The sequence below is a fragment of the Microcoleus sp. PH2017_05_CCC_O_A genome (genome assembly GCF_020738785.1).
Classification (GTDB): domain Bacteria; phylum Cyanobacteriota; class Cyanobacteriia; order Cyanobacteriales; family Microcoleaceae; genus Microcoleus.
Map to the genome: position 1 here is coordinate 1 of NZ_JAEQCB010000092.1, position 21,985 is coordinate 21,985.

The 21,985-nt window shown below is 44.1% G+C and carries 16 protein-coding genes and 1 pseudogene; 11 read left to right on the forward strand and 6 right to left on the reverse strand.

What is annotated here, in order from left to right; translation table 11 throughout:
- Positions 1-203, reverse strand: a 203-nt coding sequence (locus tag JGK20_RS21320) for a DUF433 domain-containing protein (protein WP_293232041.1), incomplete at its 3' end; no start/stop codon positions are given.
- Positions 204-369: 166 nt separating this feature from the next.
- On the reverse strand, positions 370-1,392 hold the full coding sequence (locus JGK20_RS21325) for an ATP-binding cassette domain-containing protein (protein ID WP_293193188.1): 1,023 nt from the start codon (positions 1,390-1,392) through the stop codon (positions 370-372).
- A 31-nt stretch (positions 1,393-1,423) separates the two neighbouring features.
- On the opposite strand from JGK20_RS21325, the gene JGK20_RS21330 reads away from it, so the two are divergent.
- A complete protein-coding gene (locus JGK20_RS21330) occupies positions 1,424-1,657 on the forward strand; it encodes a hypothetical protein (RefSeq protein ID WP_293206596.1) in 234 nt (77 codons plus the stop codon).
- Positions 1,658-2,207: 550 nt separating this feature from the next.
- On the opposite strand, the gene JGK20_RS21335 is transcribed toward JGK20_RS21330, so the two are convergent.
- Both JGK20_RS21335 and JGK20_RS21340 read right to left on the reverse strand, forming a co-directional pair.
- Entirely contained in the window at positions 2,208-2,396 is a 189-nt protein-coding gene (locus JGK20_RS21335) for a hypothetical protein (RefSeq protein WP_015175516.1), read from the reverse strand.
- A 380-nt stretch (positions 2,397-2,776) separates the two neighbouring features.
- On the reverse strand, positions 2,777-3,700 hold the full coding sequence (locus JGK20_RS21340) for a histone deacetylase (RefSeq protein WP_293232043.1): 924 nt from the start codon (positions 3,698-3,700) through the stop codon (positions 2,777-2,779).
- A gap of 396 nt (positions 3,701-4,096) precedes the next feature.
- On the opposite strand from JGK20_RS21340, the gene gyrA reads away from it, so the two are divergent.
- Both gyrA and JGK20_RS21350 read left to right on the forward strand, forming a co-directional pair.
- Positions 4,097-6,808 (forward strand): DNA gyrase subunit A, encoded by a 2,712-nt coding sequence (gene gyrA, locus JGK20_RS21345; protein ID WP_293232045.1) that lies wholly within the window; start codon positions 4,097-4,099, stop codon positions 6,806-6,808.
- Between the two features lie 190 nt (positions 6,809-6,998).
- Positions 6,999-7,652, forward strand: a complete 654-nt coding sequence (locus JGK20_RS21350) for a Uma2 family endonuclease (RefSeq protein ID WP_293232047.1) — start codon at positions 6,999-7,001, stop codon at positions 7,650-7,652.
- A 183-nt stretch (positions 7,653-7,835) separates the two neighbouring features.
- On the opposite strand, the gene JGK20_RS21355 is transcribed toward JGK20_RS21350, so the two are convergent.
- Positions 7,836-8,696, reverse strand: a complete 861-nt coding sequence (locus JGK20_RS21355) for a Uma2 family endonuclease (RefSeq protein ID WP_293232049.1) — start codon at positions 8,694-8,696, stop codon at positions 7,836-7,838.
- Positions 8,697-9,101: 405 nt separating this feature from the next.
- Here JGK20_RS21355 and JGK20_RS21360 point away from each other — a divergent pair, with 405 nt between their 5' ends.
- From JGK20_RS21360 to JGK20_RS21390, 7 genes and pseudogenes are all read left to right on the forward strand, one after another.
- A complete protein-coding gene (locus JGK20_RS21360) occupies positions 9,102-10,892 on the forward strand; it encodes a hypothetical protein (protein WP_293232051.1) in 1,791 nt (596 codons plus the stop codon).
- A gap of 18 nt (positions 10,893-10,910) precedes the next feature.
- Positions 10,911-14,051: a hypothetical protein gene (locus tag JGK20_RS21365; RefSeq protein ID WP_293232053.1), complete on the forward strand. Its 3,141-nt coding sequence runs from the start codon at positions 10,911-10,913 to the stop codon at positions 14,049-14,051.
- Between the two features lie 2 nt (positions 14,052-14,053).
- Positions 14,054-14,434 carry a hypothetical protein gene (locus JGK20_RS21370; RefSeq protein ID WP_293232055.1) on the forward strand — a complete coding sequence of 127 codons (381 nt, stop codon included), beginning with the start codon at positions 14,054-14,056 and terminating at the stop codon, positions 14,432-14,434.
- Between the two features lie 11 nt (positions 14,435-14,445).
- Positions 14,446-14,991, forward strand: coding sequence for a hypothetical protein (locus JGK20_RS21375; RefSeq protein WP_293232057.1), 546 nt, complete (start codon positions 14,446-14,448; stop codon positions 14,989-14,991).
- 552 nt (positions 14,992-15,543) lie between these two features.
- Positions 15,544-16,263, forward strand: a pseudogene (locus tag JGK20_RS21380) (WD40 repeat domain-containing protein); the annotation flags it as partial.
- 50 nt (positions 16,264-16,313) lie between these two features.
- The gene (locus JGK20_RS21385; protein WP_293232067.1) at positions 16,314-16,472 is read left to right on the forward strand and encodes a WD40 repeat domain-containing protein; all 159 of its coding nucleotides are present in this window, start codon (positions 16,314-16,316) and stop codon (positions 16,470-16,472) included.
- A 185-nt stretch (positions 16,473-16,657) separates the two neighbouring features.
- A complete protein-coding gene (locus JGK20_RS21390; RefSeq protein ID WP_293232059.1) occupies positions 16,658-17,953 on the forward strand; it encodes a ribonuclease D in 1,296 nt (431 codons plus the stop codon).
- Positions 17,954-18,138: 185 nt separating this feature from the next.
- Here the strand turns inward: JGK20_RS21390 and JGK20_RS21395 are convergent, their stop codons facing one another.
- Positions 18,139-20,670, reverse strand: a complete 2,532-nt coding sequence (locus JGK20_RS21395) for a VWA domain-containing protein (RefSeq protein ID WP_293232061.1) — start codon at positions 20,668-20,670, stop codon at positions 18,139-18,141.
- Positions 20,671-20,917: 247 nt separating this feature from the next.
- On the opposite strand from JGK20_RS21395, the gene JGK20_RS21400 reads away from it, so the two are divergent.
- Complete coding sequence (locus JGK20_RS21400; RefSeq protein ID WP_293219191.1) at positions 20,918-21,904, forward strand: AEC family transporter; 987 nt, start codon at positions 20,918-20,920, stop codon at positions 21,902-21,904.
- The last annotated feature ends 81 nt before the right edge of the window (positions 21,905-21,985 follow it).

The following is a 21,985-nucleotide window of genomic DNA, read 5'->3' on the forward strand; positions in this document are numbered from 1 at the left end:
TGGTGTCGGAGATAATAGCCGATCGCACTATAGACATCAGACAATGACACAGTAGAATAACGCTGCACAATGGATTCCGGCGATGCACCATCTTGAAAAGCTCGAATCACCAATTCCAGCAAAACTCTTGAGTTTCCCACCCGAATAGCACCTGTTGCATCTTCTCGGAAAGGAGGTGCTTCAACTTCTAAAACAAGATTCATCTATTAATATCTCCCAAAATTACTATCGTATTCAACCGTCGAATCATCTTAAATAGGACTAAGGCCAAAGAAACCCGGTTTCTTTACAGATTTCTCGTCACCCAACCAGATTTTCCTGAGAAACCGGGTTTCTGACCCCGCACCCATAATAACCACCTAAACTAAACTACGATCGCATTGCCTGTTTTTGTTCAGCCTTCAAATCCCGATTGCTAGCAGCAGCCAACTCCGCATCCAACAGCGTTTTACCAGTCGCCGCCAAATACACATCATCCAAACTCGGACGAGATTGAGCAATCCCAAAAGTAGGAAGTCCCGCATCTTTCAAGGCTTGCTGAATTGTCACCAGCGCGTCGCTGTGCGGTGTTACTACCAAATTTAGAGAATTTCCTTGGGCGCTGTTGATAATTACTTCTTGGACGAAAGGCAGAGATTCCATTAAAGCTTGGGCTTTTTCGGCTTCTTCCAGTGGCGAAAACTCCCGAATCCGCAAAGTCACCCGATCGCCCCCAACGCGATTTTTCAACTCCTCCGGCGTCCCCTGTGCAATCACCGTACCCTTGTCAATAATCGCCACGCGATCGGCTAAAGCATCGACTTCTTCGAGATAATGGCTGGTAATCAACACCGTCGTACCTTCCTCCCGCAAGCGGCGCAGGAAATCCCACACTACCACCCGACTCTCAATATCTAGCCCGACAGTCGGTTCGTCTAACACCAAAACATCCGGCTGGTGAAGCAATCCAGCAGCTAAGTCGAGGCGCTTGCGAATACCGCCGGAATAGGTACCCGTTTTTTTATTTTCCCATTCCTCCAAACCGAGGAGTTTCACCATTTCGTCAATCCGCCCTTTAATAGTCTTGCGCGGCAAATGGTAAAGCGCCGCTTGCAATTGCAGGAGTTCGCGCCCTGTCAACACCTTATCGAGAGCGACTTCTTGGGCGACGTAGCCGAGTTTCTGTCTGGCCATTCTCGGCTGGCTGACTGCTGAAATGCCTGACACTTCAATACGTCCGCTATCAGGGGCACTCAAGGTACATAGTACCCGCAGGGTTGTGGTTTTGCCTGCACCGTTGGGGCCTAGCAAACCAAATATTTCCCCCGGTTCTACCTTGAAGGAAACATCTTTAACGGCTTCTACAGTGCCGTAGCGTTTCTGAAGATTTTCAATTAAAACGGCGGGAGCCATATATTTTAAGGATGAACTGGTTGTTAATATTTTGACACTTCTGGGCTTAATTTGCCGGAATGGGCGATCGCACGTTCCGACTTCCTGTGCTTGTGGCGATCGCACATTCCGACTCAACCCGAAACTGCTGATTGTTTTGATTTTTGATAACGGTTTAAAATTTTTGCACTTGATGGCACTTCCTAATCCCGATCGCCCTCACTCTTTCCTAATCTCAAATATAAAATTTTCTAGCAACCGCGCTCGACGGTTCAGATATTCTTAATGACTGAAAACCTTACGTTCGATTGCTTCTACCTTCTACCCTCTTCTTTCTTCCTTCTTCCTTCTTCCTTCTACCTTCTACCCTCTTCTTTCTTCCTTCTTCCTTCTTCCTTCTTCCTTCTTCCTTCTACCTTCTACCCTCTTCTTTCTTCCTTCTTCCTTCTTCCTTCTTCCTTCTTCCTTCTTCTGTTACCTCCAAACAAGTATGAGTTTTGAGTTAATTCTAACTTGGAAGTTAGCAACTCAAAACTCACATTTTTTAAACAAGTAGAGATGCACCCGAAACCTGTTATTTTATAAATATCTCTACTTCTAGGCGGATGTCGATCGCAATTAGAATCATTAACACCGCTCTCCAAACATTAAACTGTCGCTTAAAAACACGGAAAACTTCCCTAAGTGGCAAGTTCTAATTTTATCCAGTTTGCAAAAGAATGTAACTGTAGGCCCATGTTCTATACCCCGATAATCATCAGTCATTACCAATTCTTTAAGCGAAAATTGAAAAGGCTATGAACTTCTTTCTCGCTCGGGGGTTGGGTGCTGGGTCTTTAATCGACAATTTTCACCCAACCGCGACGCACATTGTACAGCAGTCGGTTGATGATGGCATACTCATCTTCATTCAGGGTTCTTTCTAAGAGTGCGGATCTTAGCTGTCTCCGGTCGTGGCGAGTCACGACACTAGAGAACATGACCTGACCAAATAATTCTTCGAGTGTCATTTGGGAAACGGACATGATAAACCTCCTAGTTGATTGAGAGATATTAAAATATTACAGGCTGATCGTAGTCCTATTATGCTCTGTCCGATCGCCGATTCCTGCGATCGAAAACATTGACACGGTGTGATTTTTAGGCTAAAAATTTGTGACTGAGACTTAGACGCTCAGTGACTCGGATCTTTTAAATTCGTGATGCTTGTCACAGATGTTGACAGTTGACAGTTGACAGTTGACAGTTGACAGTTGATCGAGGGCAGAAGGCAGAGGGGAGAGGTTCGAGGAGAGAAGGCCGATCGGGCGATCGACAAATCTGAGCTTGGACGATCGCCCGCCATTGCTGTCAATCCCCTCCTAATCCCTTCTCAACCTCCTAATCCCGTCTGCCAATTTTGCAGCTAATTGAGGCACCGGTCAATAGTCGCTACAACCGACTCGGCCAACTCTTGCAGCGCGTAACCGCCCTCCAAACCGAAGGCTATGCGGCGAGTGATTTGTAGGCAATATCCCGTGAAAGTACCGAAATCTGACGGCGCCAGATTCATGCTGGCCAGCGGATCCGAGGCTATTGCGTCGTAACCGGCGCTGACAATCAACAAATCTGGTTCAAAATTTGACAAAAACGGTACGACAAGAGATTCAAAGGCGCTCAGGTATTCAGCTATGCCGCCACCCGGATACAGGGGAATATTCAGCACATTGTTGTAAGCACCTTGCTCGTCAGCATCTCCGGTTCCTGGATAGCAGGGAGATTGGTGCAGGGAACAGTAGGCGATTTGCCTGCTGTTTTCCACCAAAGATTGAGTGCCGTTGCCGTGGTGCACGTCCCAGTCTAGGATGGCGACGCGGTTGATTCCCGGCTGTTCCAAGGCATAGCGAGCTGCGATCGCAGCGTTGGAAAACAAGCAAAATCCCATCGCACGGCTGTTTTCGGCGTGGTGTCCCGGCGGTCTGGCGATCGTAAAAGCCGGTTCGTTGGTTGCTAAAACTCGATCGACCCCATCGAGCCAAGCACTCGCCGCCAGCAGCGCTACGTCGTAACTTTCAGCAGAAATCGGCGTGTCACCGTCGAGGTAGCCACCTCCACGATGAGCCAAATGTTCGACTTCTTTGATGTATCTTGGCGCGTGAACTTTTTTGATCGCCGAGAGCAGTTCTGGTTCGCGCTGCGCCACTGGGGTGGGGAGTTGCCACTCAATGCGATCGGCCCAGGGAGCAGCTTTCAGAGCCTTGACGATCGCCGTCAAACGTTCTGGTCGCTCTGGGTGAAGCATTCCAGTCTTGTGCAGCAAAAAATCGGGGGAGTAGATGACGGGTAGCATCGGCTGATTTTAGAGTTGAGATTTTAGATTTTAGATTTTTAGTTTGCTTTAAGAAGGCCTTCGGTTTTGTGAAATTAAAATTGCGATCGGGCCACCATTTTAATTTTTTATATCGCCCTCAAAAAAACTCACCAAAGCATGAAACCCGACCGCCTAAAAAAACCTTTCTAGCTTTTGCCAATTGATGACTAAATCACCAACTGCCAACTTACGAATTTCCCTTGTTTCGTCCCTTAATTTTTCTGGCAACTTTCCCATAAAGTTAAGGGCAAATTGTGATATAATTTTAGGAGTAATTTGCAATATTTGGCAGCTCAACTGAATCCAGATCGATTTTATCGCATTTTTTGGATTTATAGCGGTCAAATTTAAAGTTTTAGCGGAGTTTTTCAACCTATGAGTATCTCTGAGTCGCGGATAATCCCGACGGATCTGGGTGGTGAGATGTCCCGATCGTACTTGGAATACGCCATGAGCGTCATAGTCGGTCGGGCGCTACCAGATGCTAGGGACGGTCTCAAGCCCGTTCACCGACGCATTCTCTACGCCATGAACGAATTGGGCTTGACTCCCGATCGACCATTCCGCAAATGCGCCCGCGTCGTCGGGGAGGTGCTGGGCAAGTATCACCCGCACGGAGATACAGCAGTTTACGACGCCCTGGTGCGGATGGCTCAAGATTTCTCCATGCGCGAACGCCTGATCAACGGCCACGGCAACTTCGGCTCCGTTGACAACGACCCGCCCGCTGCCATGCGGTACACCGAATGTCGCCTCACAGCCCTGACGAGCGACTCCATGCTGCGCGACATCGACTGCGAAACAGTTGATTTCGGCGACAACTTCGACGGTTCCCAACAAGAACCCCTCGTACTCCCCGCACGCATCCCCCAAATTTTGCTCAACGGTTCCTCCGGGATCGCCGTAGGGATGGCCACCAACATTCCGCCGCACAACTTGGGCGAAATAATTGACGGTTTGGTAGCGCTAATCCACAATCCAGGCCTTACTGACCTGGAATTGATGCAGTACATTCCCGGCCCGGACTTTCCCACCGGCGGGCAAATTCTCGGCAGAGGCGGCATTCGCGATGCTTACACCACCGGGCGCGGCTCGATTACAATGCGCGGAGTCGCCGGCATTGAAACCATCGAACACGCCGGCCGCCCCGACAAAGAAGCAATTATTATCACCGAATTGCCTTACCAAACAAACAAGGCAGCGTTAATTGAGAAAATTGCCGAACTGGTAAACGACAAAAGATTAGATGGGATTTCCGACATTCGCGACGAAAGCGATAGAGACGGAATGCGGATCGTGATCGAACTCAAACGCGACGCCTATCCCCGCGTCGTCCTCAACAACCTCTACAAACAAACACCGCTCCAATCAAATTTTGGAGCCAATATGTTAGCGCTAGTAAACGGGGAACCCCAACTACTGACGCTCTCACAATTCCTCAATGTCTTCCTAGACTTCCGCATTGAGACAATTACTCGCCGGACTCAATACGAACTCCGCAAAGCAGAAGAACGCGACCATCTCCTGCAAGGCTTATTAATTGCCCTAGACAATTTAGATGCCATTATTCACCTAATTCGTGCCGCTGCCGACTCCGCCGCTGCCAAACAAGAATTGATCGAGAATTACGGTCTTTCCGAACAACAATCCGACGCAATTCTGCAAATGCAGCTTCGGCGTTTGACAGCATTGGAAGCACAAAAAATTCAGCAAGAACACGAAGAACTGCGAATAAAAATCACCGATTTGGAAGATATCTTGGCGCGCCGGGAACGGATCTTAGAAATCGCTGAAGTTGAAGCAGTCGAAATTCAAACTAAAATCGCCACTCCCAGACGCAGCGTCATCGAACACGCCGAAGGAGAAATCGATGAAAGAGATTTAATTGCCAACGAACAAGCAATTATTCTGATCACAGAGCAAGGCTACATCAAGCGGATGCCTGTCAGCACTTTCGAGGCCCAAAGTCGCGCTACTCGTGGCAAAGCAGGCGCGAAAATGAAGGAAGATGACGGAGTAGAACATTTCCTTTCCTGTTGCGATCACGACAGCGTTTTGTTCTTTAGCGACAGAGGCGTAGTTTACTCTCTCAAAGCTTATCAAATTCCCGTCTGTTCCCGGACGGCGCGCGGCACTCCCGTGGTGCAACTGTTGCCGATTCCTATAGAAGAAAAAATCACTTCTATGGTGTCAGTTACAGAATTCACCAGCGAAGAATACTTGGTGATGCTAACTCGCGGCGGCTACATCAAGAAAACTTCACTTTCAGCTTTTGCGAACATCCGCACTAATGGGTTAATCGCGATTTCTCTAGAAGAAGGCGACCAATTGCGCTGGGTGCGGAGAGCAAAAGTTGGTGACAGCATCATCATCGGTACGCGCCAAGGTATGGCGATTCACTTCCGCACCAATCACGAGCAGTTGCGTCCGGTTGGCCGGGCGACTCGGGGTGTGAAATCAATGAAATTGCGATCGGGCGATGAGTTGATCAGCATGGACATCTTGCCAAGTTCCATTGTTGCCGAAATTGCTGACACAGAAGATTCAGAATTGGAAGGAACAGATATTGCTCCGTTAGAAACGGGCGACTCGGAATTTGAAGGAGTAGAAATTGCTGAATTGGAAACGGGCGATGTGGAATTGGAAGACGAAGAATTAGAACTGGAAGCTGAGGAAATTGAAGGCGAAGATGCCGAAGAAATTCCCACAGTTAATAGCGAAGTTCCTTCGGTGTTGGTAATCACAACTAACGGCTACGGTAAGCGAGTTCCTGTTTCTCAATTCCGCCTACAAAGACGGGCAGGCAAGGGATTAACTGCTACCAAATTCAAGTCGAAAAAGGGCAAGGATCAGGTAGCTGCGCTGCGAATTGTCAACGAAGATGACGAATTGATGATTATTACCAACCGAGGTATTATTATCCGTCAAGCTGTGAGTGCAATTTCCACGCAATCCCGGACTGCAACGGGCGTGCGGGTGCAGCGCTTGGATGAGGATGATTCGATCGTAGCTGTGGCTTTGGTGCCGGCTTCGGGTGAAGAGTCGATCGAAGAAGCGCTATCTGAGGAAGCAGCAGAAGAGTCCTAGGTTAATGGTTTGTAGGGTGTGCTGCGGTGCACCTTACTGCTGTTGAATGATTAAAGTGCGATCGGCGGTTGAAACCGCGTCTATACAAACGATGTCCGCCTCCGCGGACTAAAGAATCAAGCTAAAATGCGATCGCCCCTACTCAGAAATCTTTCCTCAAAAGTCAAAGATTTTTTTCGGTGATGTAATTATGAGTCAACTCCAAACCCAACTGCTAACGGATACCTGGGTGACAGCGACTTGGGATGAATATATAGAAATCATTAAACAGCCGGAGTACGATCGCGCAAAATGCTATTACTATAACGGACAGTTGAGGATTGAAATGGCAGCAGTCGGGCCAGATCATGCTGATGACAACGGAATTATCGTCATCTTAATCAATTTATTTGGCATTGCCAAAGGTATCAAAATGAGACTGCTGGTCAATTGTAGCTACGCCAAAACGGGTGTCAGAGGTGCTCAACCCGATGCTTGTTACTACATCGGAGAGAGGGTGCAAACGGCGCCTCGCGGTAGTTCTGTAGTGAATTTGGATAGCGCAGCGGCCCCAGATTTGGCGATCAAAATTGCCGACACTTCTCTCATTGACGATTTGGGTACAAAAAGAATGATTTATGAAGAATTAGGAGTGTCTGAATATTGGGTAGTAGACGTACAAAAAGCGCAAGTTATTGCTTTTAAAATAATTGCTAACCGGGGAAGCGAACGTCTGACAGAATCTCAAATTTTGCCAGGGTTAAAAGTTACTTTGTTAGAGGAAGGTTTGCGTCGCAGTCGCCAGACGGACAATACAGAAGTAGGTAACTGGTTTTTAGAAGAAGTTCGCGGGAATCCTCAATAGTACGCGCGGCGTAGCTATCCCGTGAATCGACCTTTCGCAGTTTTCAACCCAATCACGCAGAAACCGAGTTTTTCTAGGAAAAAGTATCGTTATAGGCGATCGTTTCCGGTATAAAAACCCAGTTTCTTAAGGTTTACTGCATAAGTCGTGAATCAGGATCTTTCACGAGATGTTTTGGGTAAGTTATGACAAATAAATTTGTCGTAAGTCTTGTAAACCCTCAACTGTTAACAAGCTAGAAGTTATAGTTTGCAGCAAATTCAGATCGTCAATGGCAGAAATTTCTTCCAAAATCTCTAACCCGGAACTTCCAAACTTAAGCTGTAAACCTAACTGAATCCCTTGCAATAAAGCTTGTTTCGTCTGATTTTGAGATGCAGTTAACTGTAATTGAGATTCAGTTAACTGTGACTGAGTTTGAGAGAGTCTGGCGGCTAATTCCTCCACAGTAGGAATAACATTCCCCTCAGCATCGCACCATCTTAACCAAGTATCATTGACACTTTCAAAGACACCAGGCCAGAGGGTTAAACCTAAATCAACTAAGGGGAACCAAGTATCGGTTTTCGGCACATAACGCCCCCCTTGTAATTGAAAAATCTGTAAAGGGCGATCGCTCAATTCACCCAGAGGATCGTAAACAACATAATACATTACACCCATCAGGGCATAATCAGTAAATTTGCTACCCAATTCATTCCCCGGAGTCGGAGAAACAATTTCGATCGCAATTTCTGGAGGCTTGCCAAATTCCCAGAGTAAATAGGAACGAACATCTCGCCGATCCCAACTATCCGCAACAGTCACATTTAAACTGAGGAATATATCAGGAACAATCGCCGGATGCCGAACTGTACGGAAGATACCCACATTGGCTGCGACAATGAAAGGAATACCATCATTTAACTCATATCCAGAGAGAACTTCCGTAAGCAGTCGCTGTTGTTTTTCGTTAATGAAACTATCCAAGGGAGTATCGTCTTCTTGTACGAGTTGTGTCGTATCGGGGTATTGACTGGGGTCAAGAATTATCTGCTCAGACATGGCTGATTTTGCTAGGATTTAATCGGGTTATGATTGTGCGATTTTCCTATGACAATCTTATCTCAATCTGGCATTTTTGTGTAAATTGTTAACAATTTGTAGGGATTGTGATTATATCATAACTGTAGGGATATGTCACGGCAGTGTCCATACAAGTATGTAGTGAAAATTAAATCATAATTCTATGGCGATCGACTGAGGAATATGCTAAATTTTTAGTCAAGATTTAATTTTGGGCGATCGCCCTTTTTACGTAGAGGCAGTACCCCCATGCCCGCCCTTCCGGGTTTCTGAGGTGTACTCCAACCTGTATGTGTAAAACTGAGATGCTCCCGCCTAGATTGCGTGAAAAAACCCGCTTTCTCAATCAGATTCAGTAAATTTTAGCTCTGAGTTAAATTAGTTATGAACTGCATAAACCTAAACACCCCTGCTGAAATCATAGAAGCCTTCCGTGCTTGCAACAATCCGGGCGAGAAGATTGAGTTATTTGAATGTTTGGCAACTCGCTCCGATCCACCTATTGATGCTTTTCTCCAGATATTAGAAGGGGTTAAGTTAGAAGAGATTGTGGCGCTGACGATTCTAGCATTTGGCAAGATTACGGATGGTGACATTAAAGCACGGCTGAAAGAAAGTAGTGAGTTACTGAGCGTACTGAGTCAGCAGGCTCAGTCGGGCGCAACAGATTTGATTCGATGGGCGGCGGCGACGACTATTGAAACTGTGGGGTTTGATTTTATTACAGTTTCGCAACATCTGAGTGAGGAACCTCGGAAGATTGCTGAGAAGATAGTGCAGTCTAAAATCAGAAGGTTTTCCGACTCGAATCTTGTGAATAGCGATGATTATTATGATGAGTTTGTAATTTTTTGGATTTATGGAGGATTAGAGCGACTCAAATCAATTTCTTCAAATTGTAAATATGCAGAAGGCTCACCAATAGATCGAACCTGTCAGGTAGTTATGAGTTTTCTTGGTTTAAGAGCCATCAAAAATGTTAACGCTGCACTGCAACGAGCCGAGTCTATGGGAGATAAAGCTTCTGCTATTGACGAAAATGAAGTATTTGAGGGCAGCGCTCAAAACATGGCAAAGCAAAAGTTAGAGAGTAAAGTAAATCCTGATGAATTAAATATTTTAATTGAGAACCAATTACATTGTCTTCAGAGTAACAATTTGTCAACTAGAAAATCAGCAGCCCAAATCATCTCCCAATTTGGGACTACTTTTATTGAACAACTAAAACAATCCCAACCTACCCTAGCAATTGCTGTATTTATATTTTCTCAAGACTGGTATAAATTGCAATGGGTTACATCAGGAAAAAAGGATAGTTCAGGTCTTCAGGAATTAATCCAATGTTATGAATTCGATTCTTTGTCTTACAATCAACTAGATTTGATAGCACAAAAATTTGATTTTTTAGCAAACAATTTGACTAGAAAAAAAGTCAAGCAAGATTGTCGAGAATGGTGGAAGCAAGCTTTAAATGATTTAGACAAGCGACAAAAATTAGAACAGCAAAACCAGCAGAAATTGGCAGAAAGGAAACAAAGATTTGAAGAACGCAAGCAGAAATCCATCGCACTCAAAAATCAAATAGAAGCTGTCTTCAACCAAGTTCGTTCATTCAATACCGAATGGTATAATAGATTTTTTGCGAATCCCAGCTTAGCCTCTTTACCAAACTTGACTTTTGAAAGCAACGAGACTGATTATCATCAATTATTTTCGCAGTATGATCGGTGTTTGATAGATCAATTACGGAAAATGGACAAGGAATGGAATTCTTACTGGCGATCGCAAATTAGCCCTCTGGAAACTCAACGTTCGTCTGCTAAATTAGAAGAGTCTAAGTTGTCCAAAGACTTACAAAATTTACGGTATGAACAAGAGAATAGTTCCGTCTTAAAATCTTTCTTAAAATGTATTGTTTGGTACTGTATGTTTACCCCTGTAGTCCACCTCCTACTAGCAGCAGCAGGGCCAGGATTGATTTTTGGAATTTTTGCGTTCGCATGGTTTATTGTTTCTATTATGTTGACCGGATATTTGTTCTCTACTCAAACTAGACTTTTAGAGAAGACCGTGATAAATGCTCATGTTAAACATGAAATTCTAGACTCAGAAATTAGGCATTTATACGAAAAACAAGATGAAGTTAGTCAACTGTTACGCCCCTTGATTAAATAGTCCTTTTAGTGGCACAATATGTTCCCATTAATCTTCAAAATCCCTCACCTCCCAGACCTAAAATCTCAAAAATACCTCTCCCTTTACGGTCAAGGAACCAGACAAAAAGTGCTGAGTAGACAGAAAGACTTCCTGCTATTACTCAGCGACTTGAGTATAATTTATAACCTCACCTTCTCCCTGCGCTATCGCTATGCACCCAGTTTGCCTTTTGACAAGCGTTTACGCATATATCTGGCAGTCAGTCAACCGGGAACACATTCATCCGATACCCGCGTCGTCACAGATATTGAAAAGATTGTCACCCAAGGATTTCTTAAGGAATTTTATCAAATACAGTTAGTGCCAAAAGCGGAAGTGGATAAAATTCAAAATTTGAACTGGGTAAAATTCATCGGTGAAACAATCAAATATGAGGAAATAGTTTGCACAAATACTAATTACACCACCGAAGCTGGTAGTGGAAGCAACAAAAAAAAGGTTTTGAAAGATGCTTACTATGTCCCGCTGCAATTTGAAGCAGATGAAACTAATGATATGTTGGTTGTTTGTGAGACTATTGCCAGTTTCAATAGCCCTCTCCTGCTAGAAATTACCCTGGAACCTGACACCACATCTCTGCAAGAAAAATCTAGCTGGATTAACGCCCTTGACCAAATGCTATCCACATTAAGGAAATCTAACAGCGGTTCCACCTTCGGTTTGTCCAAAAATGAAGACAGAAATGCTCAATTAGTTTCTCGTATCTACGATAAATATCAATCGACTTACTTAACAGAAAGCCTCTATCGCTACAGCATAAAAGTTCTGGGAACCGATGAACTAGCTGTCCGCAGTATCCTAGGAACACTGCTGCTGAGTGGTACTAAAAAAAGTCGTTATCGCACTCTTGTACTCACTCAAAACTCTTCCGCTTTTCCCGCTAGTCTTGCAGCTACGCAACAGGGGAGAATTTCAACTTTTACCTATTGGAAAAAATGGGATAAAGAACTAGGAGACGCCTATTTTGGTAATGATTTAGTGGCTGGCACCGGTAATGTGAAAATCACTGATTTAAAACCCTTACACCGCTACGCTACGCTGAATGAAATTAGCGGCTTATTTCGCATTGTCGTTCCCAGCGATGCCCCAGTTAAGGGAATTAGCCAAGAAAATGATCTCACAAGTTTAGGTGACGAACCATGCATTGACTTTGGTGGCTACGAAACCACGCGCCCAGAAAACATCATTCAAATTGCCCTAAAACAACTCAACAAACACGCTTTCATCTGCGGTGTTCCCGGTAGTGGCAAGACAACTACAGCATTTAATTTACTGACGCAATTGTGGTGTTACGATATACCATTTCTAGTCTTTGAACCCGCCAAAACTGAATATCGTTCCCTATTAGCCATCCAACCTAACAGCAACTGCTTTCCCCCAGAACAACTGCAAAAACTCCGCACTCTCACCCAAGAATTGCGAGTTTATACCCTAGGAAATGACCTAATTTCGCCGTTTCGGTTTAATCCCTTTGAAGTTTCAACTGGTGTGCCTTTCTACGAACATATTAGCAACTTAGAAGCCAGCTTTCGCGGTGCTTTGCCGCTGTCTGGGCCCTTGCCGGCTTTGCTTTCCGAAGCTTTAGAAGAAATTTATTATGACAGAGGATGGACGGGCAGTGAAGCAGGAACACCGGATAATTTAGAAATCCCTACCATGCGGGATTTGTATGATAAAATTACGGCTTTATTTGAAACCAAAGACTATGCGGGTGAGGTTAAATCTAATTTAAAAACAGCCTTGGAAGTCCGCATTGGTAGTTTATTGCGTCGAGGGGTGGGGGCGATGTTAAATACGCAGCGCAGCAGCCCGACTATTGATGATTTGTTGAAATATCCAACTATCTTAGAATTGGATTATCTCAACCAAGATCAGGCTAATTTGATGACGTTCTTTCTGCTAACAAAAATTAGGGAGTATGTGAAACGGCAGCGGACAGAAGGCAATGGCATTCCAGAACACATTATTTTGTTGGAAGAAGCTCATAATATTGTGGGGCGAAATCAGGGCGCGACATCCTCCGAAGATGGTAATAGTAAACAGGAAGCTGCTAATTACATCACTCGGATGTTAGCAGAAATGCGGGCGCTGCGAGAAGGAATTATTATCGCCGATCAATTGCCGACGGGGGTAGCGGCGGAAGTGGTGAAAAATACTAATGTGAAAATTGCTCACCGTCTGGTATCTGCTGATGACCGCAAAGATATCGGACAGGCTATGCTATTAGATTCCTCGCAAATTGAAGAAATTGCTCGTATCAGTCCTGGTGAGTCTTTCTTGTACATGGAAGGTTGGTATCGTCCGCGTCCTGTAAAGATTCCTTTTGAAAATAGTGCTAAGGTAAAGTTAGGGGTGGAAACTTCGATTGATAGCCAAAAGATTGCAGCTTTGATTCAGAAAAAAAGTTGGTATCGCCAGGGGCAAATGACGGTTTTGAATACTGCAATTAAGGAAGGCGATCGCCTTTCTACAGAATACCACAAAACTTTTGCTGAAATTCGCCATAAATTGCAGCCTGTTCAGCAAGAGTGTGAGGAGTTAGAACAACTGCTGAAAGAGTTAACTGCTGAAGTTTTTTATACCCTATCGGGGACATTGCGCCTTGACATCGATTCTATCCCAGAGAGTGAACTTTCGCTGATGAGGGAGTTTAAACCTAGCAGTCTTCTGAGTTTAGATGATTTACTGCCTGTTGCTAATTTAAATTTGGGAGAGTTGTTAGATTTGCGATCGCACCTCAATGCTAAACTAGATTTATTCGAGCAACGCCGCCAAGCTGTCAACGAGACTAATAGCCGGATTCCACGCCACAAATACAAGCAGCAATGGCTGCAACTCACCCGCCAACTGCAAACTATCCAGCGGCAATTGACAGCCTTAGCGACTGCTTTGGGCCAGCCAGAGGCGGCGGCAAAACTGCAAAAGAAGTGGGATAATATTGTTTATGAACAAGACCTACTCGAAAAACAGGAGGAACCAGCACTCAAAGACACTCTCACCAAGCTAGGACAAAGTTACCAGAAATTGCGTTCTAAACTGATTGAAGTTTTAAATCGAGCGATATCGACAGCGCAATTTGATAAAGTAAAGCAAGATTTTCAAGCGGGAGGACAATAAATTTGGATTTAACGGTTAAGAATTTAGTTTTAAGTTACGAAACCTTGGCAAACCAAAGCGTTAAGCTGAATCAGTCCTACTTAAGTTTGCTCAAAGTTTATGATGAACTCAATTTTGATATTAGTCTGTTAGCTGACCTGGATCAGGCCGGCTGTTCGCCTCTCAAGGTTGTGGAGTCAATGAACCGCGATCAACTAATTATCGTGGATAAATTTACAGATTTAATCGGGTTAATTAGCAATGCCCAGAAGCATTTTGTCAGCGGTCTAGAAGCTAAAAAGTTGAGTGAAACTGCTCACGATTGCCTAGTAATGCGGGATTTTGTCAAGGGTATTGCCTTAAATCAGTTGCAGCAAATGTTCACTGAAATCAGTCTTTCATAGGAGAAGATACTATGTCTGTTGCAGAATATCAAGACCGTCAAGCTTTAGAAACTGAAATTAAAGACTATGCTAAGCAGGTTGAAACCCTCGGAGAGGAACAAAAAGACCATCAAGAAGACTTGATTAAGGTACAAAAAACTCTGCTTTCATTTACCAGAAGTAAAGGTTTCGATCGGGTGGCTGATAGTAAGGTGATCAAGCATTTGGAAAATGCGATCGCTACCCGCGAAACTAATATCGGGACTTGTAAAGAAAACATTGGTGCAGTTAAGCAGAAGATGGAGGCTACACAGCACAATTTAGAAAAATCTCTCGAAGAGGGAGAAAAAGCCGATCGAGAGATGGAACAAACAAAAAATTCGTTAAAGAATCCGGTTAAAGGTTTAGATGATGCCATCGATCAAAACAAAGATGATATAAAACATCGTAAAAAGCTTGGCAAAAAACTGCGAGAGATTGGTATAATGGCTGCTAAGCTGATATCGGCTAGTGCGATCGCAGCAAATGAAGTGATCGGAGTGGTCGAAAAGCTCAAGCAAATCGGAATTATTCGTTAATGATTCGTGAACAATTGGTAGGGGTAGTACCCCGTGCCTACCCCGAAATGATTGGTTAAAAATTGGTAGGGGTAGTGGATGGTGCGTGCCTACCCCAATACAGAGGGCAACCACGGGGGGTTTTCCCCTACATCAATTTCACCAATTATTTCGGATTGGTATATTCTTGAATCCGAACGTTTTGTTTATTTCTACGAATAACAGGATTTTATGGATTACAACAACATCAACACGGCTGCTGAAATTCTTAATGCTTTCCGCGCTTGCAATAATAACCCGGAAAATGAGATAGAATTATTTGAAAGATTGGCAACTCGTCCCGAACCACCGCTCGACGCTTTTATTGATATCCTAAGAGCGATTAAATTAGAAACACTTTTAGCGTTGACTATTCAAGCTTTTGGCAAAATTACTCATCCTGAGACGAAAGCCAGAATCCAGGAAAGTCAGGAATTATTGGAGTTACTGAGTCAGAAAGCTGAATCGGGATCGAGTGATTTAATTCAATGGTCTGCTGCTAGTGCGATCGAGGACATAGGATTTGATTTTTTAATGGTAGCACAGTATCTCTCTCAAGACCCTAAGAATATAATTGAGAGGATAGTAAAATCAAACAGCATTTCTAGCAGTAGTGACTCTAATGAAATAAATCGCTTTTGGAGTTATGGGCCGTTAGAAAAACCGAAAAAAGAAGCTCAGAAATGGAGGTGTGTACATACCCTCACTGGACATTCTGAACGAGTTTGCTCTCTTGCCATCAGCCCGGATGGACAGACGCTTTTTAGTGGTGGTTTTGATAAAACTATCAAGATGTGGCAGGTAAGTACACGCGAGGAACTTCGCACTCTCACTGGACATTCTGAACTAGTTTGCTCCCTTGCCATCAGCCCGGATGGACAGACGCTTTTTAGTGGTAGTTTTGATCAAACTATCAAGATGTGGCAGGTAAGTACAGGGAAGGAACTTCGCACTCTTCTCATTGATCGTTCTCCATTTGTTAATAGCCTCCCCATCAGCCCGGATGGACAGACCCTTTTTAGTGTTTTTTTTGATCGTGAAACTATCAATATTTGCCAGGTAAGTACAGGAAAGGAACTTCGCAGTCTCATTGGACATTCTGAACGAGTTTGCTCTCTAGCCATTAGCCCGGATGGACAGACGCTTTTTAGTGGTTGTTGGGATGCAACTATCAAGATGTGGCAGGTAAGTACAGGGAAGGAACTTCGCAGTCTCATTGGACATTCTCAAAAAGTTAGCTTCTTAGGCATTAGCCCGGATGGACAGACGCTTTTTAGTGGTAGTGTTGATAAAACTATCAAGATTTGGCAGGTAAGTACAGGGAAGGAACTTCACACACTCACTGGCTTCACACACTCACTGGGCATTCTGAACCACTTTATTCTGTCGCCATCAGCCCGGATGGACAGACGCTTTTTAGTGGTGGTTCAGATGAAACTATCAAGATTTGGCGACAAGATTAATTTTAATGAACTTGGGAAAATGCGATGAACAACGGGATGATAACGCCGACACTAGCACGAAGTCAGAATTAATCAATTTTTACCTCTGATTTAAAGAAGATAAGAGCAGAAAAATACTTGACAATCGATCCGATAATTGCTATAGCATAATATAAGCCTAAAGTTAATAGCAAAAGTCTGTAAAAATGCCTTATTTAACAGCAGCAAACGACATCAAAGCACTAATCGCTAAAATTTCCCAAGCTAGAACCCTGTGGGTTGATACAGAAATAGCAGACTATAAATCGAACCCCAGATTATCCCTGATTCAAGTATTAGCAGACTCCACCGATACGACAGGAGATGCCACGTTTCTACTAGATGTTTTGGATAAACCGGAATTGGCAAAAGACTTCATCAACCAAATCATGCTAAATCCAAATATTGAAAAAGTCTTCCACACCGCCAGCTATGACATCAGATTTTTGGGTAATGACGACGCCAAAAATGTCACTTGTACATTAAAAATGTCGAGACAGATTCCAGCTTATATCCTGCCCTTACCCAACCGACAACTCAAAACATTAATCGAAACACTTTGCGGCATTACTTATGTAGATAAAACAGAACAAAGTGGCGATTGGGGAAAGCGTCCCCTGACCCAGAAGCAGCTAGAATATGCCAAGATGGACGCGGTTTATTTAGCTAAAGTGCACAGCCGCTTGCTAGAAATCCTTGCCGAATCTTACCCCGAACCCGCAACGGAAAACTTGATATCCTTGGGGAAAAAATATCAGCAAATAGAATCTCAGTGGAAGCCGCTTGATTCAGAAATAGCTGAAGTCAAAGAACGATTTAAAGCAGGAATGATGGCACAAAAGCTCAAAGATAGTTCTTGTTTTCAGCTTTCCAGTTCGATAACTATGAAAGTTGATTTTATGACGCTGGCGAAACTGACACAAACTCAGCAAATTGAGTTAAATTTTCCGGTGACGCTGACGAAAGAAATTCAAAAACAATTAGGGGAAGTCATCTCTCATCCATCTTTGCAAGTTGAGGATATTGCTAGTTGGCGGTTGAATTCTAATGTACAGCAGCGGCGAAAATCTACTACTAAGAAAATTGTCCCGGAACCGGAGAGTGAAGATTTAACAGCGTTGGGGAAAAGGTATCAAGAAATTTTGCCTGAATGGAAGTTGCTGGATTCGGAAGTTGAGCATCTGAAAGAACGGATTAAAAAAGCAATGTTGGTGCAAAATAAGAGCAATACTCCTGATTTTAAGTTATCCAGTTCTTCGATTTTGAAGGTAGATTTTGCTAGCTTGGCTAAACTTGTGCAATCTGCGGGAGTTGAGTTGGATTTTATGGTGACGCTGACTCAATACATCCAAAAGCAGTTGGGGGATGCAATTAACACAATTGATGTGCAAATTGAGTATATTACCAGTTGGCGGATGACGGCTAATACTGTGGAAGATGAAGATGAGGAAATCCCGTTTTAAGTAATATCTTGGGTATGTTGTTGCGCTTCAGCGCTCTTTATCTTATGTATGAAAGAGCGCTGAAGCACAACTACGTACCTAAAAAATAATCCCGCAAAGGTATGTTGTTGCGCTTCAGCGCTCTTTATCTTATGTATGAAAGAGCGCTGAAGCGCAACTACGTACCTGACTGCGAACCTTTGTTCCTACTTTCCTACCGTGAAATACTCATTTTTAGCGTACACGCTAATTATGCAGTCGCCGACTTCAAAAAACATCCCCTCTTGCTCATCTTTAGAGAATTGCAAGTTGCCGTATTTAGCATTAATTTCCTCAGCAGTCGCCGCCTTCGCTTCCATTTCATCGGGAATAAGTCCGGTTGAACCGATGTAGAAAACTAGCGGCGAAACTTTCTCAGCATACACTTTTTCGGCGTAGGTTTCCAGTTGCTCGTTTGCACGGGTTAAAGCAGCGACAAATTCGTCTCGCTTGACATCTTCTTCCTGCCATTTTGCTTGCAGAAGCCGCAGCAAGCTGTCTGCACCAACTTTGGCTAAGGTAGCGCTAACAATTCCGTTATTCTCCAATCCCAAAAAGTCATCGAAAATTTGTTTCATTAAGTCGTCAACTTTGGTGATTTTGGTGCGGGATGAAACTGTTTTGTGTGCGAAGACGACAGGCTCATCTAAGGTGATGTGAAATGTCGGTTTTGCCAGCTTTTCGCCCGTGTTTTTGTGGTAAACTTCGTACAGGCGATCGAGAAATTTGTTGGCTGAGTGCAGTTTGCCGAAGTTGAGGATGTTTTTGCTGCCGATGTCGATTTTGTAGCTGACTCGCGAATCTACTGTACCATTCGCGATCGCACTTTTCAACTCTGTGTACTCCGTCGTCGTTGGAAAGTTGAGGTAAAGGCTTTTCGACAGATAGTGCTGTTTCAACTCTTCCAACTGTTGAGCCGTATAACTCTCGGATGCTTCCTTCAAATGAGCCGAGAGAATGCTGGAGAGAATTTTAATGTTTGCGAGTTCCTCAAACACTCCGTCAAGGCTGCCGTAACGTCCGTCAAACGGCACTAGCGGCAAACTGTCTAAGTTAATATCGTACTCCGAATGGAAGTCAAAATCTCCCGCAGGCGAGCCGTATTGTTGGAGGACACCGCATTTTTTGAGCAAATCAAACACTGCTTTGCTGCTGATTTTGGTTCGCAGCGACTTGATATTAACTTCGCCGTCGCTGACAATGGTATAGTTGTTGAAAGTATTCAGGTCTGTCACCAGAATTCCTGCCACTTCTGCGATCGCACTTCCATCCTCAACTTTTACCAGTTTAACTTTCCTGGTAATCAGCATATTGATGGTAGCGGTATTTTGATTGATCGCAAATGAACCCATCCGCACGTATTCGCCGCCATCTAAGAATTCTGTTTTCAGCCAAGGCTTGACAAGGTTGCCGTTTTCATCTCGCTTTCCTTCAACTCGCTTCAAACCTTTGCGCTGATAGTTTTCTTGCAAGTGTTTCAAGTTGATGATGATGCTGTTGCTGTTTTCCTCCAATATCTCGATCAACTCCAGCAGGGAAATTTTATCGCTGACTTTTACCCGATCGCCAATTTCATGATTTTGCAACACATCAGGCGCAAACACAGCCCGTTCCAAATCCTCCGTAAACTCGGCTAGTTGAGCATTTGTCAAAGCTTTCGCGTGTTTTTCCGTCAAAGTAGCATCGAAGGTACTCGCCAGCGCATACTTCGCCGTATTCAAATTGCCGTCAGCGAGGTTAGCTTTCGCAAAAGCAAACACCGACTCATCAGTTTGAGCAACCGGAACTTCTAATTTGTCATACTCATCTTTGGTGACTTGCTGATACTTGTAAAACAGTCCCGCATCGTCTGCTTTCAGCCCGCAGATTTTCAGCGTACTCGATGAACCGCTGATTTTTTTGCCAGTTTTGGAAACAAAAACTTGATAATCGTATTCCTTGATTAACGGTTCTTCCAGCGGTGGCGCCACCGAATCACCTAACAGTTTTGTGCTGTCGTACAGAGCATCATAAACCATTTTAACTTCGCCAGCGCGGATGCAATTTCCCGATAAAGTGTTGGCGATTTTTGAGAGCAGTTTGAAGTCAGCAGAAGCATAGGATATCGTGTTGGCAAACACATCCATGTCCTTAAGTTCGTTGCAGATTTCCGCTAGTTTTGCCGCTTCGGCATTAGGACTCGGGTCATTTGCATAACCGTCTGTGTGCAAGTTAATTGCTGTCACTTCTCCTGCTTTTACGAGAGATTTAGCAAGCTGCATCGACTGCGATATGCAGGTACAGCCAGCGGTTTGGATATTTTTAATTTGTTTGATGTATTGAGAATCAATCTTCGTCACTTCTTGAATGGGAATTCGCTGGAAGTGACAAATTACGTCTCCATTGTCAGCGTAGGAAATGAGGCTGACAATTAGTTGGTAATTGTTGTATTCGTCTAAAGTCAAAAGCTTGACTAGGGTTTCTTTCAGCGGTTTTAAGTCAGAATACATCGAGCCGGAGCGATCGATAATGATGATGCTGTGGGCGACGGATTTTTCGGGGATATCGCCTGGTGTTCTTTCGAGATTGAGGCGATCGACTAAATAGAATGCCTTTTCATTTCCGGCAAAATTGTAGAGGGTAAATTTGGTGCGATTATTCGAGGCTGCTTGGCTGCTGGAACTTTTGACCTGAGATGATTGTTTTGCTTGCCGTGCCATACTTTTTACCATGTTGATTTATTCCTCAACACTATCTTGACACGCCCTTTTGTCGGTGTCAAGGCCTGTCTGGAAAATTATCTGCTAGGCTAAATAAGCATTAATGCTTAGCAACAGTTGCCAAAAGTAGTGTGCATCAAGGCCACAGAAACCGGGTTTTTTACCGAATCTGCGGGTAAAAACGAAATATTTTCGTAAAAACCCGGTTTCTGACCACCCGCGCCAGTCCTAAAATATTTAATCAATAATGCTTAATTTAGCAAATCCGCTGCTCAAACTCTATCTAAATTTAATCGGATGGGTAGCGTTTGGATTCATTCTCGGCCGCCTGCTACCGAGAAGCTATTCTACATATTTAGCCAAGTTTCTGTTCTTTTTTGGCACACCGCTGAGCATTGTTGCTTTTATCCGCCGCGCCAATTTGTCTGGCCCTATTTTGATTGCACCGCTGATAGCTTGCGGGGCAATTCTAGCGGGTGGCGGACTTGCTTGGATTGCGATAAATTTCGGCTGGGGCGAGGAACGTCTCAAGACTATTAATCCAGGCAAAAATACCTCGGAAGCCAAAACTGCTTGGAGTTTGCCGACTCAAGGCAGTTTTTTATTAGCGGCGATGTTTGGTAATACGGGTTTTTTAGGAATTCCCATCACCTTGTCTTTGTTGGGCCCGGAACACTTTGCTTGGGGGTTGTTTTATGACTTGCTGGGCACTGGTACGGCAATCAATTTACTCGGAATTGCGATCGCCTCTGGCTGCGGTAACAGCAATCTACACCAGCATTGGTTAAGTCCCCTGCGAGCAATTTTGCAGAATCCGGCACTGTGGGCTCTGGGTATGGGATTTGTTTCGCGCAGCTTGCCACTGCCGGCACCAATCGAAGATTTGTTAACAACAGGTGCTTGGGCTGTAATTAGTTTATCTTTGATTACGATCGGGATGCAGTTGAGCAAGTTGAATTCTTTGCACAATCTCAAACAAGTTTTGAGTTGTCTGTCAATTAAAATGCTGTTAATTCCCTTGGTATTTGGCGCGGGTTTAACGTTTGTTGGCATTACGGGCGCGCCGCGGCTTTCGCTGGTGCTGCAAATGGCAATGCCTCCGGCTTTTGGTACTACTTTGCTGGCTGAAGTTTTTAATCTCGATCGCGAATTGACCGTAACTGCGATCGGCATTGGCTGCGTTACGTTATTATTCACTATTCCAATCTGGATGCTGCTATTTAGTTTTTCATGAAAATAGAATCTGATTAGTTTAAGCAGCGCGTTGTTTTAGTGATATGAATCACAACAATTGAGCGATCTATGTCATGTTCAT

Bases quoted from the DNA above. Each gene is read 5' to 3' on its own strand.
- JGK20_RS21325 (WP_293193188.1), bottom strand. From the start codon at position 1,392: ATGGCTCCCGCCGTTTTAATTGAAAATCTTCAGAAACGCTACGGCACT.
- JGK20_RS21335 (WP_015175516.1), bottom strand. From the start codon at position 2,396: ATGTCCGTTTCCCAAATGACACTCGAAGAATTATTTGGTCAGGTCATG.
- JGK20_RS21365 (WP_293232053.1), top strand. From the start codon at position 10,911: ATGTTCCCATTAATCTTCAAAATCCCTCACCTCCCAGACCTAAAATCT.
- JGK20_RS21350 (WP_293232047.1), top strand. From the start codon at position 6,999: ATGAGTCAACTCCAAACCCAACTGCTAACGGATACCTGGGTGACAGCG.
- JGK20_RS21390 (WP_293232059.1), top strand. From the start codon at position 16,658: ATGCCTTATTTAACAGCAGCAAACGACATCAAAGCACTAATCGCTAAA.
- JGK20_RS21375 (WP_293232057.1), top strand. From the start codon at position 14,446: ATGTCTGTTGCAGAATATCAAGACCGTCAAGCTTTAGAAACTGAAATT.
- JGK20_RS21400 (WP_293219191.1), top strand. From the start codon at position 20,918: ATGCTTAATTTAGCAAATCCGCTGCTCAAACTCTATCTAAATTTAATC.
- JGK20_RS21355 (WP_293232049.1), bottom strand. From the start codon at position 8,696: ATGTCTGAGCAGATAATTCTTGACCCCAGTCAATACCCCGATACGACA.
- JGK20_RS21360 (WP_293232051.1), top strand. From the start codon at position 9,102: ATGAACTGCATAAACCTAAACACCCCTGCTGAAATCATAGAAGCCTTC.
- JGK20_RS21340 (WP_293232043.1), bottom strand. From the start codon at position 3,700: ATGCTACCCGTCATCTACTCCCCCGATTTTTTGCTGCACAAGACTGGA.
- gyrA (WP_293232045.1), top strand. From the start codon at position 4,097: ATGAGTATCTCTGAGTCGCGGATAATCCCGACGGATCTGGGTGGTGAG.
- JGK20_RS21395 (WP_293232061.1), bottom strand. From the start codon at position 20,670: ATGGCACGGCAAGCAAAACAATCATCTCAGGTCAAAAGTTCCAGCAGC.